The following is a 24,487-nucleotide window of genomic DNA, read 5'->3' on the forward strand; positions in this document are numbered from 1 at the left end:
CTGAACTCATATGTTTAAACTGATTACCCCAAGAACTGAAAACCAACTGCAAAAGTATTATCACTTTCGCTGGCAGATGTTGCGTGAGCCTTGGCAAAGGCCAAAGGGTTCAGAAAGAGACGAATACGATGAGCTTAGCCATCACCGCATGATAGTGGACAGTCGAGGCCGTCCTGTTGCCATAGGGCGCCTGTATGTGACTGCCGATGATGATGGACAGATCCGTTATATGGCGGTGAAAAAGAACCGTCAGGGCAAAGGCGTCGGTTCTTTGATCATGGTAGCTCTAGAGTCTCTGGCTAGAGAAGAGGGCGTGAAGCGACTAGTGTGTAATGCTCGCGAAGATGCCATTGAGTTTTATCGTAATAATGGCTTTGAAAGCCAAGGTTCGTTGAGCGATGAGCGAGGGCCTGTACGCCATCAACAAATGATAAAAACTATCGACCCTATGGCGAATGTATTGCGACGCCCTGATTGGTGTAATGAGCTGCAGAGTCGCTGGGAAGAGCAGATCCCTATCAGTGATAAAATGGGAATCAAGATCAACCAGTATACCGGCTATAAGTTTGAGTGTGTTGCTCAGCTAAACCCAAACCTTAATCCACACAATACAATGTTTGCAGGCTCAGCGTTTACCCTAGCCACCTTAACGGGGTGGGGGATGGCTTGGCTATTGATGAAGGAGCGAAACCTTCATGCTGACATCGTGCTTGCGGACAGTAATATTCGCTATCGTCACCCTGTAAAAGAGAGCCCAAAAGCGAGTACCTCTTTGGATGGCATTAGTGGAGACCTTGATAGACTAGAAGGAGGGCGCCGAGCCCGAATTATTATTAAGGTATTTATCTATAGTGGCACTCAAGAAGCGGTTGAATTTACAGGTACTTATGTACTACTGCCTAGTTCAAAGGCCAATGAAACCCTAAGTGTTTAGGGATTTTCTTGGGTTTCAGCTTTAGGGCAGGTCATTGAGATTTGATTGCGCCCTTTAGGCAGTGTAGAAGAAAGCGACAGGCAATCTGTGCTGAGGTGAAACTTAATGTTCCCTCCTTCTAGATCCACTAGGTCAACACTGCCTTGCACGCTTCCAGACAAATCTTGGCTGACGAATTGAATCTCTGACACCTTTACCACCCCTCTGTTTACTTCGATGTTCACCTCAGGAATGATCACTGAGTGCTTATCTTTTGGAGAGAAAGGTAGGGTCAACTGTACATCGTGTGGCGCTATCTTTATCTGGCCATCAAGGCTGTGTTTTAGCATTAATTCATCGCCACCTAGACCGCTTAAGTCAATGGTTAAGTCGGCAAGGCCGCTCCAGCCGACCGCCGCATCGAGCGGGTGCGTAATGCTTTCTAAAGGCAGGCCATAAGCCTGCACGGACACTTGCCATGGATAGCTGGCTAGCCCTAGATCTATGCTTGAATCTGCTTTGATTAATCCATCATTGATAGGCAAAAACAGTTGTCTTACATGCCATAGTCCGTGAGTGGTATCCGTCTCTAGATAGGGCTTGATAGACGTCATGCCAAATGCAGACAGGCTATTCGCGCTCGCGGCAAAGGAACCATTCCACAGCGCCCAATTACCGTCTTTTTTGAGGATAAGTTCTCTGCCTTCCGCGTTAACATTGGACACCTGCCAATGATTATCTGTAGAAATATCAATAAGCTGGCTACGCTCTACCTTGAGTTTGTCTATTTCAAAGGTCTGTAGAGCATGTAGTGATTTCATTACAGCATCATGGACCTCAGGGTCTTCAATACTCCACTCCAGATTCTTAACCTCTAGTTCATTGAGGTGCACACTATCTTCAGACAGCTTACCGCTGGTGGTAAATTGGCCCTGTTCAAACAGAAAGGTAAGCTTATCGAACTGAATACTGTGTGATGCAAATTGCCCTGATGCTTGTGGCTCCAGTAACAATTGTTCATGCAAAGCAACGCTCTCTGCTGAGAACTGGAATGGACTATCTTGCGTCCATAAGCCTTTGCGAAGATCCCAGTTGCTTAGCTGCAGATGCATTTGGTTGAGAGCAAGGTCATTAGCCTGCCAACTAGAGCGCTCGATCTCTAGGTGTTCAATAGACGTGATTTTTTTCAGAAGAGGGATTAGTGGCGGTGGCTCTGGTTGAGAGAATAGAGGCTCGGAAAGCTGGAGGTTTCGCACCAACGCATCGTTGATCACCCAATCATCACTGTTTTTCTCAGCAATGAATTGAATTTCGCCTCCACGCCAATTAAAGCTTACAAGGTCTAATTGAGTCTTATCTTCAACGTAATTGATTCTGGCCTTAAAGTTATCAAAGGCTTCGCCCTTCCAGTACACCTGATCACTATCGATATTTAGGTACCCTTCGGGATAAGGGGCTTTTGGGGTGTAAGTGAGTTGGATATCTCGTGCGATAAAGTCGTTGTTCGCAAAATCCATGCCTCGAATTTCAATATGCTGAGGCTGCCAACGCTGCACCAGATTATCGAGCTGTTTTTTATCGGGAATTCCCTCCGGCAGGTTAACGCCGGAGATCAATACATTGGTTATTGAGAGTGGCTTGGGCCAGCGCCATTGCGCCTCGAAGCTCAATTGCACGCTATTAATGGCTATGACAGAGTTATTGGGCTGAGCGATGGTCACTCGAGATAGGGTCAATTGATCTGGGTACTGATAGTGTGACTCGTTTATCTGAATAGAGTTATCTGTAACGCGAGAGAGGAACTGTTGAGTTAACCAACCTGAATGAGAGGTTTGTAAGATCAGAAATAGCGCAATAAGCCCTGCTAGTAAAAGCAATATTGCCCAGAAACTGATTTTGAGTACAGCCTTCATCCTATTTCCCAATGCTGTTCGCGTATGGGTAAAGATGACTTATATCTTATTGTTTATCAATAAAAAAGCCCCTGAAACAGGGGCTTGATTCACAAGAAGAATGATCAGTCGAGCTGAGGTCCAGCCTTGACTAGTGATTTACCTTCATCGTTGTCAGTGTATTTTTCAAAGTTATTGATAAAGCGTTGCGCTAGATCATTAGCCTTGCTTTCCCACTGCAATGGGTCAACGTAGGTGTCGCGTGGATCCAGAATCTCAGGATTAACATCGTGTAGTGACTTAGGCACCTCTAGGTTAAACACTGGGATGGTGGTGGTTTCTGCTTTCTCGATAGAACCATCTAGAATGGCATCGATAATCGCGCGAGTATCTTGGATTGAGATACGCTTGCCTGAACCATTCCAGCCCGTATTCACTAGGTAAGCCTCAGCACCTGCTGCTTCCATACGCTTCACCAGTACTTCTGCGTACTTGGTTGGGTGCAGAGTGAGGAACGCTGCGCCAAAACAGGCAGAGAAGGTTGGTGTTGGTTCTGTAATACCACGCTCAGTACCCGCTAATTTAGCCGTAAAGCCAGAAAGGAAGTGATACTTAGTCTGCTCTGGGGTGAGCTTAGACACTGGTGGTAAGACGCCAAATGCATCTGCAGATAGGAAGATCACCTTATTCGCATGTCCGCCCTTAGAAACAGGCTTAACGATGTTCTCAATATGATGGATTGGGTAAGAAACTCGAGTATTCTCTGTCTTCGAACCATCATCAAAGTTGATCGAACCGTCATTACGCACCGTCACATTCTCTAGGAGTGCATCGCGGCGAATGGCATTGTAGATATCTGGCTCAGCTTCTTTTGATAGCTTGATGGTTTTCGCGTAGCAACCACCCTCAAAGTTAAACACGCCGTCGTCATCCCAACCGTGCTCATCATCACCGATTAATGCGCGCTTTGGATCCGTTGATAGCGTTGTTTTACCCGTACCGGATAAACCAAAGAATACCGCTACGTCGCCTTCTTCACCCATGTTTGCAGAGCAGTGCATAGAGGCAATGTCTTGTAGAGGAAGGAAGTAGTTCATCATTGCGAACATGCCTTTCTTCATCTCGCCACCATACCAGGTGCCGCCGATCAGCTGCATTTTCTCTGTTAGGTTAAATACAGTGAAGTTTTCAGAGTTCAGACCATGCTCTTGCCATTTGTCGTTAGTGCATTTCGCACCGTTCATTACCACGAAGTCAGGCTTGAAGGTTGCTAGCTCGTCTTCAGAAGGGCGAATGAACATGTTTTTCACAAAGTGAGCCTGCCACGCTACCTCTGTGATGATACGCACAGCAAGGCGAGTATCTGGGTTAGTGCCACAATAACCGTCAACGACAAACAGACGCTTATTGGAAAGTTGAGTGGTTACTAGCTGCTTGAGGTCATTCCAAACAGCTTGGTCGATAGACTTGTTGTCGTTCTTAACTGTATCTGTTGTCCACCACATGTTTTCGCGTGTGGTGTCATCCTTAACAATGAATTTGTCCTTTGGAGAACGCCCTGTGAAAATACCAGTATCTACCGCTACAGCGCCTAGTTCTGTCACTATGCCCTTTTCGTAACCTTGTAGTGTTTCACTGGTTTCCTCTGCGAAAAGCGTTTCGTAACTCGGATTACGAACGATTTCGGTAGAGCCGTTGATACCATATTGAGTAAGATCGATGTTTGCAGCCTTAGTATGTTCCATAACGGTCATAGGTGCTCCTTGTAGGGTATTTATAGTAAGAATAATTTTGAAGTTGCTGAATTTATAAGTATTTTGGTCTAGCAAGCAATCTTCTTAATACTGACTATATATGGCTTTTTTGATTATTTTTTCAACAAGGATCACGTTTTTGTAGTTCAGGATTTGGACAGGAATAAGTCTTGAGGTTGATCATAAAAGCGCACTATTGACATATATCGTGCTAAAAATGCGAGTCAATGCGGGTTTTATGAACATTTTTCGCTATGAAAAGTGATGGATATAAAAAACCGGCCCGCTTGGCCGGTTTATAAAATGCTCAAACTGTGAGCTTAGTGCAATGTAGGCTTATTCTCTGCGCTGGCAAACAATTCTTCTACTTGAGCAGCATCAAAATCGTAAGTGGTTCCGCAGTAGTCGCAGTGTAAATCTACGCTACCTTCTGTCGCCAAAATATCGTTGATCTCTTCGCGCGCTACAGTAATGATTGCTGCGCCACTGCGCTCTCTTGAACAGCCACAGAAGAACTCAACTTCTTGCGGGTCGAACAGTTTAACGGTTTCTTGGTTGTAAAGTCGGTACAGCAACTCATTGGCTGGTAGGCCAAACAACTCTTCGTTCTTCACTGTGTCGGTTAATTGCTCTAGGTGCTCGAAGTCATCCGCAGAGCCAGTACCATCTGGAACAACCTGTAGCAGCATACCTGCAGCGTGTTGTTTGCCTTCATGTTCACCAATACGGAACCATAGGCGTGTTTTAAGCTGCTCTGAGCGCTCAAAGTAAGCCTCTAGAACCTCCGCAAGGGTATCGCCTTCTAGACCAACAACGCCTTGGTAGCGCTCGCCTTTGTTTGGTGAAATCGTAATCACCAAGTGACCTTTGCCTAGCATGTCATGCAAAGTCGCAGTCTCAGCGATCTCGCCTTCAAAGCGAGCAACACCGCGTATCTTTTGGTTGTTGTCACCATTGATGACAGCCAATGATACTGGGCCATCGCCTTGTAATTGAAGCGTGATAGAGCCTTCAAACTTTAGAGTAGCGGTCAGTAATGATGTAGCCACTAGCAGTTCGCCAAGCAAGGTTTGAACTGCCGCTGGGTATTGCTTGCTGTCTAGGATGGCTTGATACGCTTTATCTAGCTGTACTAATTCACCACGTACAGATAAATCTTCAAATAAGTAACGATTTAACACGTTGTTTTCCATTAGGAAACTCCAGCTTATTGGTTCTTAAATTTAATCAGGTCACGTCGTTGTTTTTTATCAGGACGACGTTCAGGACTTGGGTTATGTGCGTGCAGCTTGCGCTCTAAAGCAGTTTTTTCTCGCTTCTCTACACTCTCAGCGGTTTCGCTGTAGAGTAGTTGCGCCTCAGGTGCTCCGCGTCGTTGGTCAGAAACTTTTTCTATCCTAACCGTCTTTTCAACATTTCCCTGTCGTAGGGTAATGGTAGCCCCTAGTTCCACAATTTTGCTTGGTTTGCTACGCTGCCCATCATAGTGGACCTTGCCACCATCGATCATGTTACGAGCGATCGAACGGGTCTTATAAAAGCGTGCTGCCCATAACCATTTGTCTAGTCTTACAGACTCGGTATTGGAACTCATAGTGATCTTTGCTCTCTAAGTGTTATCCAGCAGCCTGATTAATGGTGACGGATATATCATTTTTCAAGTAAATGCATTTATTTACATTCGAATTTATTGGCTGTCTAATTTTGGTAATGTTATTTATGGTAACCTTGCGCACCTGTTTAACCCAGTAGCCCCAATGCTTTAGTGGCATATACTATGGAAGTCGGCACATCAAAAGGACCAGTTTTGTCTAAGTTTTCCACATACTCGCACAAAGCCAATCAACTACTTAATAGTGTAGTGAATCAGCAGGCGATAATTGCCCGAGGATTGACTTTTGTTTTGCTAGTTACCTCCGCTTGGCTATGTGGTCATTTATTCTGGCATCTAATGGGGTCTGAAACAGGAGTTGAGCGCTGGAGACCTTCAACCTCTAACGTCGGCACAAGTGCTACTCAGCAACAAGGTACTGATATCGCCCCTTTGCTCAATGCAAACCTGTTTGGGGAAGAGTCAGAAGAAGCCCCTGTAGTTGTTGAGCAAGTGGTTGATGCTCCCAAAACACGTCTCAATCTTGTATTGGTGGGTGTGGTTGCCAGTAGCAACCAGAAAAATAGTTTAGCGGTAATCGCTAATAGAGGAAGTCAGGACACCTACGGGATAGGTGAAACCATTGATGGTACGCGAGCGCAGCTGCGTAACGTGCTCAAAGATAGAGTTATCATCGAAAACCAAGGTCGTAATGAAACCTTAATGTTAGAAGGGATAGAATATAAGCGCGTCGCTGATGTGCAAGAGATCGCGAAGCAACAGCCTCAATCGAATGTTCAGGGTAATAACCCAGAGGTCGATCTCGGTGACCTAGATTCTATCAAAGCAGCAATATCAGAGAATCCTCAACAGTTCCTCAAGTATATTCGTCTATCTCAAGTTAACCGTGACGGTAAGTTAGTGGGTTATCGTGTTCGCCCTGGGAAAGAGCGTGCGCTGTTTGATTCTGTTGGCCTGCAAGATGGCGATATCGCCGTTGAACTCAATGGCGCGGACCTTACGGAGCCGTCAGCGATGGGCGAGATTTGGAAGTCTTTGGGCGACTTAAGTGAGATTAACCTCACCGTTGAGCGAGATGGTCAACGCTACGATATTTATTTACAACTATAGTTTGGTAACAGCATTGTTATCGACTAGGAAGCATAGGCCTATCTAATAGAGCCATGCTCGGCATGGAATGCCATTGATTTTTTTGGGAGTATGAAGTGAAAAGTTGGTTTAGCAAGAGCGCATGGTTGTTGATGGGAAGTTTGGCGTGTGCGCCAGCCTTCAGCGCCAATGAATTTAGCGCCAGCTTCAAGGGAACGGACATCGGCGAATTTATCAATATCGTCGGACGTAACTTAGAGAAAACCATCATTGTTGACCCTACTGTTAGGGGCAAGATCGATGTACGTAGCTACGATGTGCTCAACGAAGAGCAGTATTACCAGTTTTTCCTCAGTGTTCTTGAAGTGTATGGGTTTGCCGTTGTTGAAATGGAAAACGGTGTACTCAAGGTCATTAAAGCCAAAGATGCGAAAACCTCAGCCGTACCTGTAGTGGGTGATGCCAATGTGAAGGGTGACGCGGTAGTGACTCGCGTTGTTGCTGTGCGTAATGTTTCGGTTCGTGAACTGTCACCTCTACTGCGTCAGTTAAACGATAATGCCGGCGCCGGGAACGTGGTTCACTATGACCCTGCCAACATTATCTTGATTACTGGCCGTGCGGCGGTCGTCAATCGCTTGGCAGAAATCATTGAGCGTGTTGACCAAGCCGGTGATAAATCTATCGAGGTTGTAGAGCTTGAGAACGCTTCTGCAGCAGAGATGGTGCGTATCGTTGAGGCATTGAACAAGACCACCGATGCCAAAAATACTCCTGCCTTCTTACAGCCTAAGCTGGTAGCCGATGAGCGCACTAACTCAGTGTTGATCTCAGGTGATCCACAAGTACGAAAACGCCTTAGAGCTGTCGTCTCTCAATTGGATAAAGAGATGGAGGTCAAAGGTAATAATCAGGTCGTTTATCTGAAGAATGCTAACGCAGAAGACCTTGTCGATGTCCTAAAAGGTGTTTCGGATAACCTAGCAGCAGCGAAGAAAACCGCAAAAGGTGGAACCGCGGCTGTTCGAAACCCTAACTCTGAAGTGATGATATCTGCGCATACGGGTACCAATGCCCTAGTGATTACCGCTCCGCCAGACATTATGAAAGCGCTACGTGATGTTATTGCGCAGCTTGATATTCGTCGTGCCCAGGTACTGATTGAAGCCTTGATAGTAGAAATGTCAGAGGGTGACGGCGTTAACCTAGGCGTGCAATGGGGTAACCTTGAAACGGGTGCCGTTGTTCAATACGGTAATTCTGGCGCGTCTATTGGTCAGGTGCTGGTGGGTCTAGAAGAAGCACAAGACACGAGTTCTACCACTGCGGTTTACGATGAGAACGGCAACTTTCTACGTAACGAAACCACCACGACTGAGGGTGACTATTCCACGCTAGCGAGTGCGCTAAGCGGTGTGAATGGTGCAGCGGTAAGTTTGGCGATGGGCGACTGGACGGCGTTAATCAGTGCGGTAGCGACGGATTCAAATTCAAACATTCTATCGTCTCCAAGCATTACGGTGATGGATAATGGCGAGGCTTCGTTCATCGTAGGTGAAGAGGTTCCGGTCATTACAGGCTCGACTTCGGGCTCAAACAACGAAAACCCATTCCAAACGGTCGACCGTAAAGAAGTGGGTATTAAGCTCAAGGTTGTGCCTCAGATAAACGAAGGTGACTCAGTTCAATTGAAGATTGAACAAGAGGTTTCCAATGTGTTGGGCGCTAATGGTGCGGTCGATGTTCGATTCGCTAAGCGACAACTGAACACGTCAGTAATGATTCAAGACGGCCAAATGCTGGTGCTTGGTGGTTTGATTGATGAGCGCGCTCTTGAGAGTGAGTCTAAGGTTCCAATCTTGGGTGATATTCCTTGGTTAGGCCAACTGTTCAAATCGACCAGTACTCAGGTTGAAAAGAAAAACCTAATGGTATTTATCAAGCCAACCATTATTCGTGATGGGGTGACCGCTGATGGTATTACTCAGCGTAAATACAACTACATCCGTGCAGAGCAACTGTACAAAGCAGAAGAAGGCCTGAGACTGATGTCTGATGATTTAGTGCCGATTATGCCTAAATTTGGTGATGAAGCTCGTCGCCCTTCAGAGCTGCAAGCCTTTATCGAGCAAGTGGAAGCGAAGTAATGGAAAGTGGTGCGTTTTCAAGGTTTGAGACGAGTATGACTCGCCTGCCATTTAGCTTTGCCAAGCGCTTTAATGTGGTGCTTGAGCCTAATGCGGATGCCAGTGCTAACCAGTTGTTTTTCATTGAACCACTGCAGACCTCAACCCTACTAGAAGTGACTCGAGTTTCGTCGCTACCTATTCAGTTGGTTGAGCTTGATAAGAAGAGTTTTGACTCGAAGCTTTCCGATGCCTATCAGCGTGATTCGTCTGAAGCGAGACAGCTAATGGAAGATATCGGCGCAGACAGCGACGATTTCTTCTCGTTGGCAGAAGAGCTGCCACAAAACGAGGACTTGCTTGAGGCCGAAGATGATGCGCCGATCATTAAACTGATCAACGCCATGCTGGGTGAGGCCATCAAAGAAGGTGCCTCAGATATCCATATTGAGTCCTTTGAGAAGTCACTGTCTATTCGTTTCCGTGTGGATGGTGTACTGCGAGACGTCCTAGCGCCAAGCCGCAAGCTAGCGCCACTGCTTGTGTCTAGGGTTAAGGTTATGGCTAAGCTTGATATCGCCGAGAAGCGCGTACCTCAAGATGGTCGTATCTCACTGCTGATAGGTGGGCGTGCGGTAGATGTGCGTGTATCCACAATGCCTTCGTCTCACGGCGAGCGAGTGGTGATGCGTCTTCTCGATAAAAACGCCACACAGTTGGACTTAAACAGCTTAGGTATGGCGCACCATAACCACGTCAATTTCCAAACGCTTATCAAGCGACCTCACGGCATTATCTTGGTTACCGGTCCAACGGGTTCGGGTAAATCCACCACCTTGTATGCGGGCTTACAAGAGCTGAATAGTGCTGAGCGCAATATTCTGACGGTAGAGGATCCAATCGAATTCGATATTGACGGCATTGGACAAACTCAGGTAAACCCTAAGGTCGATATGACCTTTGCTCGCGGATTAAGAGCTATCTTGCGTCAAGATCCCGATGTGGTAATGGTCGGTGAAATTCGTGACCTTGAAACTGCACAGATCGCGGTACAAGCGTCTTTGACCGGTCACTTGGTGATGTCAACGCTGCACACCAATACCGCAGTGGGTACGATCACCCGATTGCGAGATATGGGTATAGAACCCTTTCTTATCTCCTCATCATTGCTCGGTATCTTAGCTCAGCGTTTGGTACGTACTTTGTGCCAACAGTGTAAGCAACCCTTCCAAGCCGATGCTGAGCAAAAGAAACTGTTTAATCTGCAACCTGAAGATGATCTGGTTTTGCATAGACCCAATGGCTGTGAGCACTGTAATCATAAGGGCTACAAAGGCCGAACAGGTATCCATGAGCTGCTAGTTGTGGATGAAAAAGTACAAGAGCTGATCCATGGCGAGCAAAGCGAACAAGAGATAGAACTGGCTATTCGTGCGTCTACCCCAAGTATCCGTCAAGATGGTCTGGATAAGGTGAGAGCCGGCAAGACCACCCTTGAAGAAGTAATGCGAGTGACTAGGGAAGAGTAATGGCGGCATTTGAATACAAGGCACTGGATGTCAAAGGACGCCAGAAAAAAGGTGTTATCGAAGGTGATAATGCCCGTCAGGTAAGACACCGCCTGAAAGAGCAAGGTTTGATGCCGGTTGAAATAACCGAAACCAAAGCCAAGCAAGAAGCGGCTAAGTCGAAAGGCTTTCAGCGTGGAATAAGCACCCCTGATCTTGCTTTGTTAACTCGCCAATTGTCCACCTTAGTGCAGGCAGGAATGCCACTTGAGGAATGCCTCAGAGCGGTCGCTGAGCAATCAGAAAAAGCGCGTATTAGCAGCATGTTGGTGAGCGTCCGCTCTAAGGTTGTTGAAGGCTACACTCTTGCTGACAGCATGCGCGAGTACCCTGCTATTTTTGATGATCTCTTTTGTGCCATGGTTGCGGCTGGTGAAAAATCCGGACACCTAGATGCGGTATTGGAGCGCTTAGCTGACTATGCAGAGAAGCGTCAACAGCTTCGTTCTAAGCTTCAACAAGCCATGATTTACCCGATCATGCTGACCCTAATTGCAGTAGGTGTTATCGGCTTTTTGCTGGCGACAGTGGTCCCTAAGATCGTTGACCAATTTATCCAGATGGGGCAGGAACTACCTACCTCCACTCAAATCCTGATTAACGCCAGTGACTTTGTCCAAGACTATGGCGTGTTGCTGGTTGGAAGCATCTTAGCCTTAATTGTGGGTACTAAGATTTTGTTAAGAAAGCCCACGCTTAGGTTAAGCTGGGATCACAAAGTGCTCAAGGTACCGGTTATCGGCCGAGTGGCTAGAGGCCTCAATACCTCTCGCTTTGCTCGTACTCTCGCGATTTGTTCCGCTAGTGCTATTCCATTGCTGGATGGCATGCGAGTTGCCGCCGAGGTAATGGGTAATAAATTCTTTAAGAAGCAGGTTTATGAGGCATCTGATAAGGTGCGAGAAGGGGCAAGCCTTCGACATTCTCTGCAGCAAAGTAAGCTATTCCCACCGATGATGCTGCATATGATTGCCAGTGGTGAACAGTCTGGTGAGTTAGAGCAAATGCTGACTCGCGCGGCAGATAACCAAGACCAAGACTTCGAATCGCAAGTGAACCTGGCTTTGGGTATCTTTGAGCCATTACTTATCGTATTTATGGCAGGGATTGTATTGTTTATTGTGGTGGCGACTATGATGCCGCTGCTTGAGTTGAATAATTTGGTTTCGGGCGCCTAATGTTTTTGCCCGAGTGTATGGAGAAAAAAATGAAATATAATAAGAAACAACAAGGCTTTACCTTGCTAGAGGTTATGGTTGTTGTCGTTATTCTAGGTATCTTGGCAAGTTTCGTTGTGCCTAACCTTTTGGGTAACAAAGAGAAGGCCGACCAACAAAAAGCGATTACCGATATCGTAGCGTTAGAAAATGCTCTTGATATGTACAAGCTAGACAATAGTGTCTACCCAACGACAGACCAAGGTCTAGACGCATTGGTAAGTCGTCCAACGGGGTCTCCTGAGCCGCGTAACTACCGTGGTGATGGTTACATTCGTCGTCTTCCAAACGACCCATGGGGTAACGAATACCAATACCTGAGCCCTGGCGATAACGGTAACATCGATATCTTTACTCTAGGTGCTGACGGTCAAGAGGGTGGCGAGGGAGCTGCTGCTGATATCGGCAACTGGAATCTACAAGATTTCCAATAATTCGTAACTATAGTGAGACGTGATAAACGACAGCGCGGCTTTACCCTCCTAGAGATCATGCTAGTCATGGTCTTGGTATCGGTTAGCGCCATAGCGGTAGTGGTTAATTTACCCACTAGCAGTTCAGATGCCGCAGAGACTCGCGCGCAACAGCTTTATCAACGTCTCAACCTATTGCATCAAGACGCAATATTGAACGGTTGGGATCTGGGTATTCGCTTTGATCCCGCAGGAAACAAGTATCGACTTTTGCAACTGACTCGAGAGGGTTGGCAGGCACTAGAGCATCGCAGAATCCCTGCAGATACCGAGCTTGAAGATGGCCTAACACTCGCCTGGGAGCTGGGTGATGGTGTTTGGGGCAAAAAAGACAGCTTGTTTGAAGAGGGATCGCTGTTTGATGAGGAAATGTTTGCAGAGGAAGAAAACAAAGACAAAGAGGCGCCGCCTCAGGTCTTTATTTTGTCCAGTGGTGAACTGACACCCTTTGAGGTCTACATCCACCCAAGCTCAGAAGCACAAGGCGAGCAAAACTGGCGCGTGATGGCGCTAGAAAACGGTAGCTTTCGATTGCTGAAACCTGGTGAGGAGCTCGACGATGAAGTCCTCTAGAGGCATGACCTTGCTAGAGGTTTTGATTGCTCTGGCTATCTTTGCAACGGCTTCTATTAGTGTGGTTAGGGCTGTTACTCAGCACATTAATAGTATCGGTTACCTTGAGCAAAAGACCTTTGCTGGCATGGTAGTGGACAATCAAATGGCATTGATGATGCTAGCCGAGCCTCCTAAGACAGCACGTAAAGGCACCTCTGAATTAGCCGGTTATACCTGGTATTGGTCTATTACACCAATATCAACAAGCACCGCTTATTTGCGAGCGGTTGATGTCAGTGTGGCCCTAGATGAAAAAATGGATAGCCCCCTAGTTACGGTAAGAAGTTATGTACCGTTATAAAAAGGCGAAAGGTTTTACCCTGATTGAGGTGCTGGTGGCGATTGCCGTGTTTGCTAGCCTCAGTATGGCGGCGTATCAGGTGGTATTTCAGACTCAGCTGAGCAATCAGCAGTCTCAAGAGAAATTAGGGCGCTTGCAGCAGTTGCAGGCAACCCTAGTCTATCTAGATAGTGATTTTCGTCAGATAGCGATTCGTCGTTTTCGTAATGACGGACAAGAAGCGGGTGAGTCGCTCATTTATTGGCAAGATAACCTGCTTGATTCCGATGAAAAAGGTGTGCTGTTTACTCGTTTAGGCTGGATTAATCCACAGCAGCAGTTCCCTCGCGGAGAAGTCACCAAAGTAGGCTATCGAATTCGAGATCATAAGCTTGAGCGAGTTTGGTGGCGATACCCAGACACTCCGGTTGGACAGCAAGGTATCGTGACCCCGCTTCTTGATAAGGTCGAGGAGTTTGATATTCGTTTTTATAACGGAGAAAGCTGGCTAGAAGAATGGGAAGACAATGGTTCATTGCCTAAGGCTGTGGCCGTGCATTTAACCCTAGAAGATTATGGCAAGCTTGAGCGTATCTACCTAACGGCTGATGGTCAGCTAGAGAGGATTAATGAAGATACGCCTCAGTAATTCGCAAAAAATGAAAGGACAAAGCAAGCAACAAGGCGTTGCCTTGCTAGTGGTATTGCTTCTGTTGGCTATTATGACCGCCATCGCCGCCACCATGTCAGAACGATTGGTTCTGGGGGTGGATAGGGCAAGCAGTCAGGTGGATAACCAGCAAGCCTATTGGTACGCCATCGGCGTCGAGGCATTAGCCAAATACGGCATCGAGGAGAGCTTAGAAGACGGTGATACGGTCAATCTAAGTCAGCCATGGGCGTTAGAGGAGCAATCCTACCCATTGGATTACGGTGAGGCGAGAGGCGTAGTTAGGGATATGCAGGCGTGTTTTAACGTTAACTCACTGGCCGCAGTCACTATCGACCCTACTTCCAGTTCTCGTCCATACTTGTTGCAGGTGTGGCGAACCTTGCTGGAAGAGGTAGGACTAGACAGTTATCAAGCTGAGGTCGTTGCCGACTCCACATGGGAATACCTAGATAAAGACGATGGTGTGATGACTCAGGCAGGTGTGGAAGATGCCACTTATGAGGGATTGTCTCCATCCTATATGGCTGCCAATGGTCTGATTGCTGATTTGAGTGAGCTACGCAGTGTATATCAGATGGATGGCCCATCAATGAGACGCATCTCATGGTTAGCGTGCGCGCTGCCTACCGATGACTTGCGCATCAATGTGAATACACTTAGGCCATGGCAATCTAAGCTATTGGTCGCACTGTTTGAGCCAGCCTTGAGTGAAGATCAGGCCAAGCAGGTTATTGAAGATCGCCCATATGATGGGTGGGAGAGCACTGATGATTTCTTGGCTGAAGGCAATATCGCCGGTATCAGTGCCGAAATAAAAAACAAGGCGAAGGAATATCTATCTGTAGATAGCCGTTATTTTGAATTAGATGCAGAAGTATTTGTGCAGGATGCCCGAGTTCGCTTGAGGAGCCTGCTTTATAGTGAAAATCAAGACGAATCGCGAGTAGTACGCCGACGATTTGGAGGAATTAGTGAGCGAAATCCTGACAGTTCGGCTCAGTAGGCAGAATTTAAAAACAATTCCATGGTTGGTTTGGTCATCGACAGAGAACGAGATCATTGCCAGTGGTGAACTCGGTGGCTTAGAGGAATTAGAAGAACTCACCTCCTATGCGACCGAGCGAAGCGTTGCCCTATTATTAGATGGCCAAGATGTGGCTTTACGAGAAGTCGGAGTGCCTGCTGGTGCTTCACGCCAGTTCTCAACCATGTTGCCATTCCTCTTGGAAGAAGAGCTGGCTCAAGACATTGATGAATTGCACTTCTCGATACTCAAGCAAACAAGCGATAAGGCATGGGTAGCTGCAGTCGATAAAGATTATCTTCAGCAATGCATTGAACGTTTCTTCGAGGCGGGCATAGAGCTTCATCGCGTCTTGCCTGATGTATTATCTTTGCCTTTGGATGGCAGCACTATCCCTATGCTTCCTTGGCAAGGCTACTGCTTGATTCGCCAAGATATCTATCAAGGCATAGTGCTACCAGAAGCGCTAGTGCCGTATGCATTGGCTCGCCCCCCTTTTACGGTGGATATCGAAGACGAGGAAGAGTCACCTTCTGAAGAACCTGTTCATATTCAATGTTTTGGCTCTATACCTGAGTCATTATCTAGCATTGAAAACCCAAAGATTGAGGCCTTACCTGCAGAGTTACCTATGGCTCTACTGGCTAAGAATGCGCAGCTTTCGACGATCAACTTATTATCGGGCGAGTTCAAGCGACAGTCATCGTGGCTTAAAAACATCAAGCTTTGGCAAGCTCCGGCTATTGCCGCATTAGTGCTATTGGTTATTTTTGGTATTAATACCTATACCCAAGTCAGCCAAATAGAGACTCAGGCGACGGCGTATCGAGCCGAGAGTGAACGAATTTTTAGAGCGGTCTTTCCTGATAAAAATCGTATCCCAACAGTTAGCTACCTTAAGCGTCAAATGAGTGATGAAAAAACACGATTGAGCGGTGGAACTGTGGATGCGCCCTTAATGGTTTGGCTACTTGACGTGCAAGTTGCCCTTAAAGATAGCGATAAAGTTCAAATACAGAGCCTCAAGTTCGATAGTGATCGCGAAGAGTTGCGAATCCAAGCGCAAGCGAGTGACTTCCAAACCTTTGAGCAACTGAGAGTGGCCTTTTCTGAGAAGTTTTTGGTAGACCAAGGGCAGATCAACCGTAATGGTGATTTGGTCAGCAGCAGTTACGTATTGAAGGTGAAGTAATGCGAGGATTACAACAAGCTATCCTAGGATATTGGAGCAGTATTAGCCTTCGTGAACAGCGTATGTTGATTATCGCGATTGGCTTTGGTGTTGCGGGTTTGCTGTATTGGGGCGGCTTTGCGCCACTTAAGCAGAAGAACGAATTGGCACAGGCCCGCTTAATCAGTGAAACACAACTTTTGAGTTGGGTACAAAAAGAAGCGAACGCGATTACTGAGTTGCGTAAAACCAGTGGCGCACCTTCTATCTCCAATGAACCCCTAAACCAACTGCTGTCGACTTCTACAGGACGATTTAATATCGAACTGATTCGCCTTCAACCTCGTGACGATATGGTTCAGGTGTGGGTTCAACCAGTGGCGTTTAATCGTCTAATGAATTGGTTACTGTATTTGCGTCAAGAAAAAGGGGTAGACGTCGCCTTTTTTGATATCAACGAAACCGAAAAGAAAGGGGTCGTAGAGGTGAAAAGATTGCAGTTTAAAAGAGCAGGTAGTTAATGTTTGGTGTCAGTCTAAAGAAGATTTTTGCATACGGCTTTCTACTGTTAGCCGTATTCTTGTGTAGCGTTATCGTTCACCTGCCTGCCAAGTTTGCAATAGAGCAGTTGCCTCGAATCAATGGCCTGAGTATCTCTGGTATTAGTGGTACCTTGTGGCAGGGAAGAGCAAAAATCGTCTCCTGGCAGCAGTATGGTTTTGGTGAGGTAAACTGGGATCTACAAGCTTGGAAACTGATTCAGGGAAAGGCCGAGCTTAATATCCGGTTTGGTCGAAATAGTGAGTTGGGTTTAACAGGCAGAGGAACCGTAGGCTATGGCTTTAGCGGTCCTTATGCCAATAACTTGATGGCTTCTATACCTGCAGATCAAGCACTGAAGTACGTGAATATCCCAGCTCCTGTTACCGCTGATGGACAGTTTGAACTCATCGTCAAAGATTATAAGTATGCATCACCTTGGTGTGAAACCGGCGAAGCGAATCTAGTATGGAATCAAAGTGTGGTTTCATCGCCATTGGGTAATCTAGATCTAGGGACTATTATTTCTGATATTAGTTGTACTGACAGTCAGCTGGCAGCGAAGGGCAATCAAGAAACCGCTCAGGTTTCTGGTGCGTTTACCGCTTCTCTACAGCCTAATATGACCTACGACTTGGATGCTTGGTTCAAGCCGGGTGCAGAGTTTCCACAAAGACTGGGTGAGCAATTAAAATGGTTAGGTGAACCCAATGGACAAGGGCAGTACCCTTTTGTCTATTCAGGTAAGCTTTAACCAATTTATCGTGTAGGAATGTTTAGCAGTTTTCATTGCGGGCTTTTTTCCATATAGTGGTTGAGGCTTATACAAATGAATGATTGAAGAGGCTAACTAGGATGGCAGGCGAGAAAAAGCCAAAGATTTTAAACAAAACCGAGGTTGCGCGTTCGCGCTTGTTTAGCATCGAGGCTTTGGATTTAGAGTTTTCTAATGGAGAACTTAGAACCTATGAGCGAATGCGCCCTAGTGGTCGCGATGCGGTTATGGTGGTTCCGCTCACAGCTGAGGGGGATCTTCTGCTGGTTCGAGAATACGCTGCAGGCACTGAAAGCTACGAGCTAGGGTTTCCCAAAGGGCTTATTGATGCTGGCGAAACTCCAGTTGAGGCTGCCAATCGTGAATTAAAAGAAGAGATTGGCTTTGGTGCCAATCTCTTTGTTCCTTTAAAGCAAGTCGTTCTGGCTCCTTCTTATTTTTCCAGCAAGATGACTCTGTTTGTTGCTGAAGACCTCTATCCTGAAACCTTAGTGGGTGATGAGCCTGAACCTCTTACCTTGGTTCGTTGGCCTCTTGCTCAAGCAGACGAACTGTTAACGCATATGGACTTTTGTGAGGCTCGCAGTATCAGTGCCTTAATGTTGGCGCAGCGCTACTTCTCTCAGCAAAAGGGTGATTAATAATGAGACAAGACCTTTCCCACTTATTACCTAATGTTATAGAGATTGCCCGCTCTGCAGGCCAGCTTATTCTCGATATCTATCAAAAGCGAAACTACGAAGAGTTTACTAAGTCAGATGATACTCCGGTCACGAGTGCTGACTTGGCTGCACATAAACTGATTATGGAGCGCCTGCCTGAGCTCACGCCTGATATTCCGGTCTTATCTGAAGAAGACGCGGACATCAGCCTTGCTGAGCGTGAGCAGTGGGAACGTTACTGGCTGGTGGATCCCCTAGATGGCACCCAAGAGTTTATTGCTCGCAGTGGCGACTTTGCGACCATAATTGCGCTTGTTGAACATAACAAACCCGTTATGGGGGTTGTGTATGCACCAGTGTCTGGGGTGGTTTATTACGCCTATCATGGAAAAGGCGCGTGGAAGATTCCCGATATGGATGAGAGCATTCGTATCAATACCCACACCCATGAATTGATCAAACAAAACGTTACCATCGCGATAAGCCGACGTCAGGATATCAACCGCATTACCGAATGTATGAGTAATGAATGGAATTACGAATTGATCCCATTAGGCTCAGCGGCCTTAAAAGCCTGCTTGGTTGCGGAGGGAAGCGCCGACTGCTATCTGCGCCTGGGACCAACAGGTGAGTGGGATACAGCGGCCACACAATGTATCGTTGAAGAAGCCGGTGGCACTATCTTGGATACCGGACTTGAGCCGCTCTCATACAATTTACGCGAAACCTTAGAAAACCCTAACTTTATTGTCATAGGCGATCGCGACCTTCCTTGGAATAAGATCCTGACTCAGGATTAATCCCATTTAAAGCTGCTTTATCAAATCACAAAAGGCCTGTTTCTCGCTCATAAACGGAGCATGGGAAGAGGCCTTAAATATATGTGAACTCGTCTCTAACTCTTTATCCAACACTGATGCCACCTTAACTGGTACTAGACCGTCAAGACGTCCATAGAGGCGATGGATAGGCATAGTTAGGGTATTAAGGTATTCGCGGTAATCAATGGTAGCTAATAGTTCAAGACCAAGATGAAGAGCGTTTGGGTTCGGCATAGGGCGCGATAGCACGGCACTTTTCAATTGTTTTACATCTTGCCTCGCCGATGGGCTTCCCATTGCTTGTAAGGCCATGAAGCGCTCAATGGTGCCTTGGAAGTCTTCGGTGAGTTGCGAGGTAAAGTCATTGAGTACACTAGGCGCGATGCCTCTCCATGTGCGACCTTCCGCTGAGAAGCGCGGTGAGCTCGCTAGGGTTACCAGCTTTGTAACGCGCTCAGCTTGGTGCATAGCAACATGCGTTGCGATAAGGCCACCAAGAGACCAACCGAGCCATATGGCTTTCTCTGGCGCATCTTGCAGGACTCTATCGGCGATGTCAGCGATAGATTGGCTATGTACTTGATGACTATGTCCATAACCAGGCAGGTCAACCACATGAACACGAAAGCTTTGGCTCAGATCTTCAACCACCTGATGCCAAACGGCTCCATTCATTCCCCAGCCATGGATAAGAATGAGGTTCTCGCCCTCTCCATAAATATCCCAATGTAGCTTGGTCTCTGTGCTCATTTATTTCACCCGTATTTCATACCCTTTTAAGCCCTTTAGTGCTCGACCATGGGCTAAAAATAAGGGGTAGTAACTAAAGACAATGAGAGCAGATTATTGGAAATCGACGATTAACTCAATGCTTGCATCGTTTCTTGGGTTGGATACGACATAGTGCGTATAAGGTGCTTGGCTCCAACTGCTACGGCTGCGAAAAGCCGTTGCAAGGTGAAACAAACCCTATCTGGTGCTCAGAATGCTTAGATCTTTTAAAGCCAGTTTGTCGCTGTACGACGTGTGGCACTTTGATGGAAATGCCAGTGGAGCGCTGCGGTGGGTGTGTAAGCGACCCTCCTCCATGGGACCGATTGTACTGCGTAGGAGAATACAACCAGCCATTATCTCAATACGTGCAGGGACTTAAGTATCGACGTCAGGTGTGGCACGCCAGAGAGTTGGCTTTACTGCTTGCCGAACGCTTAACATCGCCCGCGCTTATATTGTTACCCATTCCACTGCATTGGAGGAGGCAAAGTGTGCGAGGCTTTAATCAAAGTGATTACTTGGCCGAGTATCTTTCACAAAGCTTGAAAGAGGAGGTTGGTGTTGAGTCGCAAGTTTTGTCAAAAGCAATAAAGCGCATCAAAGTGACGAAAACACAGATGGGACTTAATCGTAGGCAGCGTTTAGTGAACCTTAAGCATGCCTTTTCTTTATCACCTCGTTATCTAACTAGAATACAAAATCAGCCGCATATTGCGCTGGTTGACGATGTGGTGACAACGGGAAGTACGGTGGCAGAGGTGTGTTTGTTATTAAGAGAGCAGGGTGTGAAACGAATCGATGTTTACTGTATTTGCCGGGCATCAAAGCCCATTTCATGACAATTACATGTTCATCTGTGTATTTTGACTGTCGTGTCACATTTGTGATTATCAAATAAATAGCGTTAATGGTTCATTGCTATTACATGTTTGAAAAAAAAATCTAACGGAGTAGAATACCAATAATAACCTACAGAATTACTCAGGTATTTATCGTGTCTAATACAATTACTATTACAGAAACTGCGCAATCGCACTTCGCTAACCTGCTGGCACAGCAAGCAGACGGAACCAACATTCGAGTATTCGTGGTCAACCCAGGTACGCAGAGTGCTGAGTGTGGCGTATCTTACTGTCCACCGGAAGCGGTAGAAGCAACAGATACTGAATTCCCATACGAGGCTTTTTCTGCGTATGTGGACGAGTTAAGCCTGCCATTTTTGGAAGACGCTGAGATTGACTACGTCACCGATAAGATGGGCTCTCAACTAACGCTGAAGGCGCCAAACGCTAAAATGCGTAAAGTGTCAGATGATGCACCGCTACTAGAGCGCGTTGAGTACGTGATTCAAACTCAGGTCAACCCACAACTAGCGAGCCACGGCGGTCATCTAAGCCTAGTAAAAATCACTGACGACGGCATTGCCCTAGTTCAATTTGGCGGCGGTTGTAATGGCTGTTCAATGGTTGATGTGACGCTAAAAGACGGTATCGAGAAACAGCTTCTTCAAGAGTTTTCTGATGAACTGGTTGCGGTTAAAGACGCAACAGAGCACGAGCAGGGCGCTCACTCTTACTATCAGTAAATTAAACACTTAAAGTAAAAAGCCGAATTTCATTATGAAATTCGGCTTTTTTGTATCTGAGAAAAGCTATTTACGATATGCATTAAAGGTGAGTTTAACCCTCAAGCCACCTTCTTTTCGGTTTGACATCTCTATGCTGCCGTTATGCTCGGTAACGATGCGCTTAACAATAGACAGCCCAAGACCTGTGCCCTCACTGCCTCGAGAGGTATCACCGCGAGTAAAGGGTTCAAATACCTTTTGCATCTGCTGCTCATCAATACCGGGCCCATTATCTTCAATGGATATCCATACTTTCTTGTTGTGGTCTGAGACGCCAGTTTTGATGCCAATCCATTTATCTCCGTAGCGTTTTGAGTTTACTAGCAGGTTGCTGAGTGTGCGTCTTATCGGGATATAACTGGCGTAGATATCAGGTAAATCTTCTTTTAAATCAATATCAAAGGTGTAGTTTAAGATATCTTGGTCAAGACCACTCTCTAATGGACCACCTGCCTCGTAGATCTTAAGTGCGCGCCTTAGTTCTTCCACCATTTCATTGAGGCTGATGTTACTAAAGTCGGCGCGATCAACGGGCTTTAGATAGTCAATAAACTGAGCAATGATGTCATTACATTCATCGATGTCTTGGATAATCCCATCGGCGAGGTAGTTGTCGGTTTCTGACATCATTTCAGTTGCTAATCGAATACGAGTCAGTGGCGTTCGAATATCATGGCTCACGCCTGCAAGCATTAAGCGGCGATCGGTTTCGAGCTCTTCTATGCCTCTAGCCATCTTGTTGAAGGCGGTAGTCACAGCGCGTATCTCAGTGGTTCCTTTCTCGGGAAGGGGCTCTGGAATTACCCCATTGCCGACACTGATGGCAGCAGACTCTAGATTCTTAAGTGGCCGATTTTGCCAGCGTATAAAGCTCCACCCACCCAGTATCAAGAAAATGGTTATCAGTAAGCTATTGATAAACAACGGCTTAAATTCATTGTGTGTGAGTTCTGTGAGAGGGACCCTTAGAAGCCAGTTCGGCATGGCGTCAAGCTTGATCCACAGTAAATAGCTTTCACTGTCTCGAGCAAGTCGAGCTTCTGCGGGAGAGCCTATTTCTTCGGTGATCTCATCGCTCATGAAATCAAGATAAAAGGCTTTTTGGTACTCTTCTTCAATGGTTCCTACCAGTGGATGCACGCTAACGCCTAGCCTAAGCAGCAGGGCTTGCCTAAGTGGGGTGGTGCGTTCACTTTCAGGGATACCAAGCTCTGATTCTTGACGAATTCGAGCATACTCTTCCATCACGAGGTTGATTTCGTAGGAAAGGATTCGGTTGAACTGCTTGAGGCTGGGAAGTAATGCGTAGTTAAAAATCGCGTAGTAAGAGAAGGCCTGACTGGCAATCAAAAGCGCTATAAAGCCAATGATTGTTTGGGTTATCGAACTACGCGATCGCATTAATAGATCCTGGTGTTTAAACTTTACGACCGTCTGGAACAAAGACGTAGCCTAGGCCCCATACAGTTTGGATGTAGCGTGGGTGGCTTGGATCTTCCTCAAGAATACGGCGCAGACGAGAGATCTGTACGTCGATTGAGCGTTCCATTGCCGAGTATTCACGACCACGAGCTAGATTCATTAGCTTGTCGCGTGACATTGGTTCACGAGCATTCGTTACAAGGATCTTAAGAACCGCAAATTCACCAGAGGTGAGAGGGATTAGCTCTTCGCCACGATACATTTCGCGAGTACCTAGGTTTAGCGCAAATTCGCCAAATTCTACGATAGCTTCTTCTGAGCTCGGTGCGCCTGGTGCTTCAACAGATTGACGACGCAATACCGCTTTTGCACGAGCTAGTAGCTCTCTTGGGTTGAATGGTTTTGGTAGGTAATCATCCGCCCCGACTTCTAAGCCAACAATCCTATCGATCTCATCACCTTTAGCGGTAAGCATCAGAATAGGTAGCATGTTATTGGCACTACGCAAGCGACGGCAGATAGATAGCCCATCTTCTCCCGGCAGCATAAGGTCCAATATCATTAAGTTAAAATTTTCACGGGTTAGCAGGCGATCCATCTGATCAGCATTGGCAACAGAACGGACATGAAAGCCTTGCTCAGAAAGATAACGCTCTAATAGAGAGCGGAGGCGTGCATCGTCATCGACGACCAAAATCTTGAAATTTTCTTGCATTATAATAGACCTACTTACATCCAATTTTTTATTTTAAAAGTGGGAGTTGGCGAGTGCGATCAAGTAGTCCGTCACTATTTGCAAATTCGCTCCTTATCACACCTGGCTGATAATACCCGTGGAAATGTAACAAAATTGGCCTAATTATAGACAGCAAAAGTGTTAGATAATGTTAATGTCACCCAATAATCATCATTTTAATTGATGTAACCGGTGGGTTTTAATCAGTTTTATATTGATCCTGTGATTGGTAACTGATTTTGTTAACAAACCACTCTTTGTTACCCTCAGGTGTTCTCACCACGACTTCGTCGTCAACTTCCTTTTTAAGCAATGCACGTGCCATCGGAGAATCGATGGAGATATAGTGTTTCACTTCTTCACCATAAATCTCATCAGGCCCTACAATACGAAAGTGCTTGGTATCGCCCTCTTCGTTTTCTATTTCCACCCAAGCACCAAAGAACACCTTACCGTCTTGAGCCGCAGCGTAGTCGACAACCTTAAGGTCGGGCATTCGCTTGCGAAGGTAGCGAACTCGGCGATCGATTTGTCGTAGCAAGCGTTTGTTGTATTGGTAGTCAGCATTTTCAGAGCGGTCACCTAGGCTGGCAGCCCAAGTGACTATCTTGGTGACCTCTGGACGACGTTCGTTCCAGAGGTAATCGTGCTCTTGCTGTAGTTTTTCAAAGCCCTCGCGGGTAATTAAATTTGTCTTCATTTGTGGTTATTGTTCATGCGTGA

The 24,487-nt window shown here is 46.5% G+C and carries 25 protein-coding genes; 17 read left to right on the forward strand and 8 right to left on the reverse strand.

Annotated elements, in window-relative coordinates; all coding sequences use genetic code 11:
* The first annotated feature begins 10 nt into the window (after positions 1-10).
* Positions 11-934, forward strand: coding sequence for a bifunctional GNAT family N-acetyltransferase/hotdog fold thioesterase (locus A6E01_RS00680; RefSeq protein WP_017029355.1), 924 nt, complete (start codon positions 11-13; stop codon positions 932-934).
* Here the strand turns inward: A6E01_RS00680 and A6E01_RS00685 are convergent.
* The 4 genes from A6E01_RS00685 to hslR form a co-directional block, all read right to left on the reverse strand.
* Positions 931-2,826 carry an AsmA family protein gene (locus A6E01_RS00685; protein ID WP_065209360.1) on the reverse strand — a complete coding sequence of 632 codons (1,896 nt, stop codon included), beginning with the start codon at positions 2,824-2,826 and terminating at the stop codon, positions 931-933. The genes A6E01_RS00680 and A6E01_RS00685 overlap by 4 nt on opposite strands.
* Positions 2,827-2,930: 104 nt before the next feature.
* Positions 2,931-4,559 carry a phosphoenolpyruvate carboxykinase (ATP) gene (pckA, locus tag A6E01_RS00690; protein WP_065209361.1) on the reverse strand — a complete coding sequence of 543 codons (1,629 nt, stop codon included), beginning with the start codon at positions 4,557-4,559 and terminating at the stop codon, positions 2,931-2,933.
* A 320-nt stretch (positions 4,560-4,879) separates the two neighbouring features.
* A complete protein-coding gene (gene hslO, locus A6E01_RS00695) occupies positions 4,880-5,752 on the reverse strand; it encodes an Hsp33 family molecular chaperone HslO (RefSeq protein WP_017029358.1) in 873 nt (290 codons plus the stop codon).
* A 14-nt stretch (positions 5,753-5,766) separates the two neighbouring features.
* Positions 5,767-6,153: a ribosome-associated heat shock protein Hsp15 gene (hslR, locus tag A6E01_RS00700; RefSeq protein ID WP_017029359.1), complete on the reverse strand. Its 387-nt coding sequence runs from the start codon at positions 6,151-6,153 to the stop codon at positions 5,767-5,769.
* Between the two features lie 183 nt (positions 6,154-6,336).
* On the opposite strand from hslR, the gene gspC reads away from it, so the two are divergent.
* From gspC to cysQ, 14 genes are all read left to right on the forward strand, one after another.
* Positions 6,337-7,281: a type II secretion system protein GspC gene (gene gspC / locus A6E01_RS00705; RefSeq protein WP_065209362.1), complete on the forward strand. Its 945-nt coding sequence runs from the start codon at positions 6,337-6,339 to the stop codon at positions 7,279-7,281.
* A gap of 95 nt (positions 7,282-7,376) precedes the next feature.
* On the forward strand, positions 7,377-9,407 hold the full coding sequence (gene gspD / locus A6E01_RS00710) for a type II secretion system secretin GspD (protein WP_017029361.1): 2,031 nt from the start codon (positions 7,377-7,379) through the stop codon (positions 9,405-9,407).
* A complete protein-coding gene (gene gspE / locus A6E01_RS00715; protein WP_017029362.1) occupies positions 9,407-10,915 on the forward strand; it encodes a type II secretion system ATPase GspE in 1,509 nt (502 codons plus the stop codon). The genes gspD and gspE overlap by 1 nt, the downstream gene beginning before the upstream one ends.
* Positions 10,915-12,132, forward strand: a complete 1,218-nt coding sequence (gene gspF, locus A6E01_RS00720) for a type II secretion system inner membrane protein GspF (RefSeq protein WP_017029363.1) — start codon at positions 10,915-10,917, stop codon at positions 12,130-12,132. Before gspE ends, gspF begins: the two co-directional genes overlap by 1 nt.
* 29 nt (positions 12,133-12,161) lie before the next feature.
* Positions 12,162-12,605 carry a type II secretion system major pseudopilin GspG gene (gene gspG, locus A6E01_RS00725; RefSeq protein WP_017029364.1) on the forward strand — a complete coding sequence of 148 codons (444 nt, stop codon included), beginning with the start codon at positions 12,162-12,164 and terminating at the stop codon, positions 12,603-12,605.
* Positions 12,606-12,617: 12 nt separating this feature from the next.
* Positions 12,618-13,217, forward strand: a complete 600-nt coding sequence (gspH, locus tag A6E01_RS00730) for a type II secretion system minor pseudopilin GspH (protein ID WP_065209363.1) — start codon at positions 12,618-12,620, stop codon at positions 13,215-13,217.
* The gene (gene gspI / locus A6E01_RS00735; RefSeq protein ID WP_017029366.1) at positions 13,204-13,560 is read left to right on the forward strand and encodes a type II secretion system minor pseudopilin GspI; all 357 of its coding nucleotides are present in this window, start codon (positions 13,204-13,206) and stop codon (positions 13,558-13,560) included. Before gspH ends, gspI begins: the two co-directional genes overlap by 14 nt.
* Positions 13,547-14,188: a type II secretion system minor pseudopilin GspJ gene (gene gspJ, locus A6E01_RS00740; RefSeq protein WP_017029367.1), complete on the forward strand. Its 642-nt coding sequence runs from the start codon at positions 13,547-13,549 to the stop codon at positions 14,186-14,188. The genes gspI and gspJ overlap by 14 nt, the downstream gene beginning before the upstream one ends.
* Complete coding sequence (gene gspK / locus A6E01_RS00745; protein ID WP_017242708.1) at positions 14,169-15,215, forward strand: type II secretion system minor pseudopilin GspK; 1,047 nt, start codon at positions 14,169-14,171, stop codon at positions 15,213-15,215. The genes gspJ and gspK overlap by 20 nt, the downstream gene beginning before the upstream one ends.
* Entirely contained in the window at positions 15,184-16,428 is a 1,245-nt protein-coding gene (gspL, locus tag A6E01_RS00750) for a type II secretion system protein GspL (RefSeq protein ID WP_198589024.1), read from the forward strand. The genes gspK and gspL overlap by 32 nt, the downstream gene beginning before the upstream one ends.
* Positions 16,428-16,928 carry a type II secretion system protein GspM gene (gspM, locus tag A6E01_RS00755; RefSeq protein ID WP_017032999.1) on the forward strand — a complete coding sequence of 167 codons (501 nt, stop codon included), beginning with the start codon at positions 16,428-16,430 and terminating at the stop codon, positions 16,926-16,928. Before gspL ends, gspM begins: the two co-directional genes overlap by 1 nt.
* Entirely contained in the window at positions 16,928-17,701 is a 774-nt protein-coding gene (locus tag A6E01_RS00760) for a type II secretion system protein N (RefSeq protein WP_017029371.1), read from the forward strand. The genes gspM and A6E01_RS00760 overlap by 1 nt, the downstream gene beginning before the upstream one ends.
* A 101-nt stretch (positions 17,702-17,802) precedes the next feature.
* On the forward strand, positions 17,803-18,363 hold the full coding sequence (gene nudE, locus A6E01_RS00765) for an ADP compounds hydrolase NudE (protein ID WP_017029372.1): 561 nt from the start codon (positions 17,803-17,805) through the stop codon (positions 18,361-18,363).
* A gap of 2 nt (positions 18,364-18,365) precedes the next feature.
* Complete coding sequence (gene cysQ / locus A6E01_RS00770; protein WP_017029373.1) at positions 18,366-19,184, forward strand: 3'(2'),5'-bisphosphate nucleotidase CysQ; 819 nt, start codon at positions 18,366-18,368, stop codon at positions 19,182-19,184.
* Positions 19,185-19,190: 6 nt separating this feature from the next.
* On the opposite strand, the gene bioH is transcribed toward cysQ, so the two are convergent.
* On the reverse strand, positions 19,191-19,955 hold the full coding sequence (gene bioH / locus A6E01_RS00775; protein ID WP_017029374.1) for a pimeloyl-ACP methyl ester esterase BioH: 765 nt from the start codon (positions 19,953-19,955) through the stop codon (positions 19,191-19,193).
* Between the two features lie 287 nt (positions 19,956-20,242).
* On the opposite strand from bioH, the gene A6E01_RS00780 reads away from it, so the two are divergent.
* Positions 20,243-20,818, forward strand: coding sequence for a ComF family protein (locus A6E01_RS00780; protein WP_237334478.1), 576 nt, complete (start codon positions 20,243-20,245; stop codon positions 20,816-20,818).
* Positions 20,819-20,973: 155 nt separating this feature from the next.
* The gene (gene nfuA, locus A6E01_RS00785) at positions 20,974-21,564 is read left to right on the forward strand and encodes a Fe-S biogenesis protein NfuA (RefSeq protein WP_017029376.1); all 591 of its coding nucleotides are present in this window, start codon (positions 20,974-20,976) and stop codon (positions 21,562-21,564) included.
* 66 nt (positions 21,565-21,630) lie between these two features.
* On the opposite strand, the gene envZ is transcribed toward nfuA, so the two are convergent.
* The 3 genes from envZ to greB form a co-directional block, all read right to left on the reverse strand.
* Positions 21,631-23,007, reverse strand: a complete 1,377-nt coding sequence (gene envZ, locus A6E01_RS00790; protein WP_065209365.1) for a two-component system sensor histidine kinase EnvZ — start codon at positions 23,005-23,007, stop codon at positions 21,631-21,633.
* Positions 23,008-23,023: 16 nt separating this feature from the next.
* Positions 23,024-23,743 carry an osmolarity response regulator transcription factor OmpR gene (gene ompR / locus A6E01_RS00795; protein WP_017029378.1) on the reverse strand — a complete coding sequence of 240 codons (720 nt, stop codon included), beginning with the start codon at positions 23,741-23,743 and terminating at the stop codon, positions 23,024-23,026.
* 220 nt (positions 23,744-23,963) lie between these two features.
* On the reverse strand, positions 23,964-24,464 hold the full coding sequence (gene greB / locus A6E01_RS00800) for a transcription elongation factor GreB (RefSeq protein WP_017029379.1): 501 nt from the start codon (positions 24,462-24,464) through the stop codon (positions 23,964-23,966).
* Positions 24,465-24,487 lie beyond the last annotated feature (23 nt).

The sequence above is a fragment of the Vibrio breoganii genome (genome assembly GCF_001677275.1).
In the GTDB taxonomy this organism is placed as follows: domain Bacteria; phylum Pseudomonadota; class Gammaproteobacteria; order Enterobacterales; family Vibrionaceae; genus Vibrio; species Vibrio breoganii.

Coding starts and splice junctions, on each gene's coding strand:
- A6E01_RS00680 (WP_017029355.1), top strand. CDS start 11: ATGTTTAAACTGATTACCCCAAGAACTGAAAACCAACTGCAAAAGTAT.
- A6E01_RS00685 (WP_065209360.1), bottom strand. CDS start 2,826: ATGAAGGCTGTACTCAAAATCAGTTTCTGGGCAATATTGCTTTTACTA.
- pckA (WP_065209361.1), bottom strand. CDS start 4,559: ATGACCGTTATGGAACATACTAAGGCTGCAAACATCGATCTTACTCAA.
- hslO (WP_017029358.1), bottom strand. CDS start 5,752: ATGGAAAACAACGTGTTAAATCGTTACTTATTTGAAGATTTATCTGTA.
- hslR (WP_017029359.1), bottom strand. CDS start 6,153: ATGAGTTCCAATACCGAGTCTGTAAGACTAGACAAATGGTTATGGGCA.
- gspC (WP_065209362.1), top strand. CDS start 6,337: ATGGAAGTCGGCACATCAAAAGGACCAGTTTTGTCTAAGTTTTCCACA.
- gspE (WP_017029362.1), top strand. CDS start 9,407: ATGGAAAGTGGTGCGTTTTCAAGGTTTGAGACGAGTATGACTCGCCTG.
- gspF (WP_017029363.1), top strand. CDS start 10,915: ATGGCGGCATTTGAATACAAGGCACTGGATGTCAAAGGACGCCAGAAA.
- gspG (WP_017029364.1), top strand. CDS start 12,162: ATGAAATATAATAAGAAACAACAAGGCTTTACCTTGCTAGAGGTTATG.
- gspI (WP_017029366.1), top strand. CDS start 13,204: ATGAAGTCCTCTAGAGGCATGACCTTGCTAGAGGTTTTGATTGCTCTG.
- gspJ (WP_017029367.1), top strand. CDS start 13,547: ATGTACCGTTATAAAAAGGCGAAAGGTTTTACCCTGATTGAGGTGCTG.
- gspK (WP_017242708.1), top strand. CDS start 14,169: ATGAAGATACGCCTCAGTAATTCGCAAAAAATGAAAGGACAAAGCAAG.
- gspM (WP_017032999.1), top strand. CDS start 16,428: ATGCGAGGATTACAACAAGCTATCCTAGGATATTGGAGCAGTATTAGC.
- A6E01_RS00760 (WP_017029371.1), top strand. CDS start 16,928: ATGTTTGGTGTCAGTCTAAAGAAGATTTTTGCATACGGCTTTCTACTG.
- nudE (WP_017029372.1), top strand. CDS start 17,803: ATGGCAGGCGAGAAAAAGCCAAAGATTTTAAACAAAACCGAGGTTGCG.
- cysQ (WP_017029373.1), top strand. CDS start 18,366: ATGAGACAAGACCTTTCCCACTTATTACCTAATGTTATAGAGATTGCC.
- bioH (WP_017029374.1), bottom strand. CDS start 19,955: ATGAGCACAGAGACCAAGCTACATTGGGATATTTATGGAGAGGGCGAG.
- A6E01_RS00780 (WP_237334478.1), top strand. CDS start 20,243: ATGGAAATGCCAGTGGAGCGCTGCGGTGGGTGTGTAAGCGACCCTCCT.
- envZ (WP_065209365.1), bottom strand. CDS start 23,007: ATGCGATCGCGTAGTTCGATAACCCAAACAATCATTGGCTTTATAGCG.
- ompR (WP_017029378.1), bottom strand. CDS start 23,743: ATGCAAGAAAATTTCAAGATTTTGGTCGTCGATGACGATGCACGCCTC.
- greB (WP_017029379.1), bottom strand. CDS start 24,464: ATGAAGACAAATTTAATTACCCGCGAGGGCTTTGAAAAACTACAGCAA.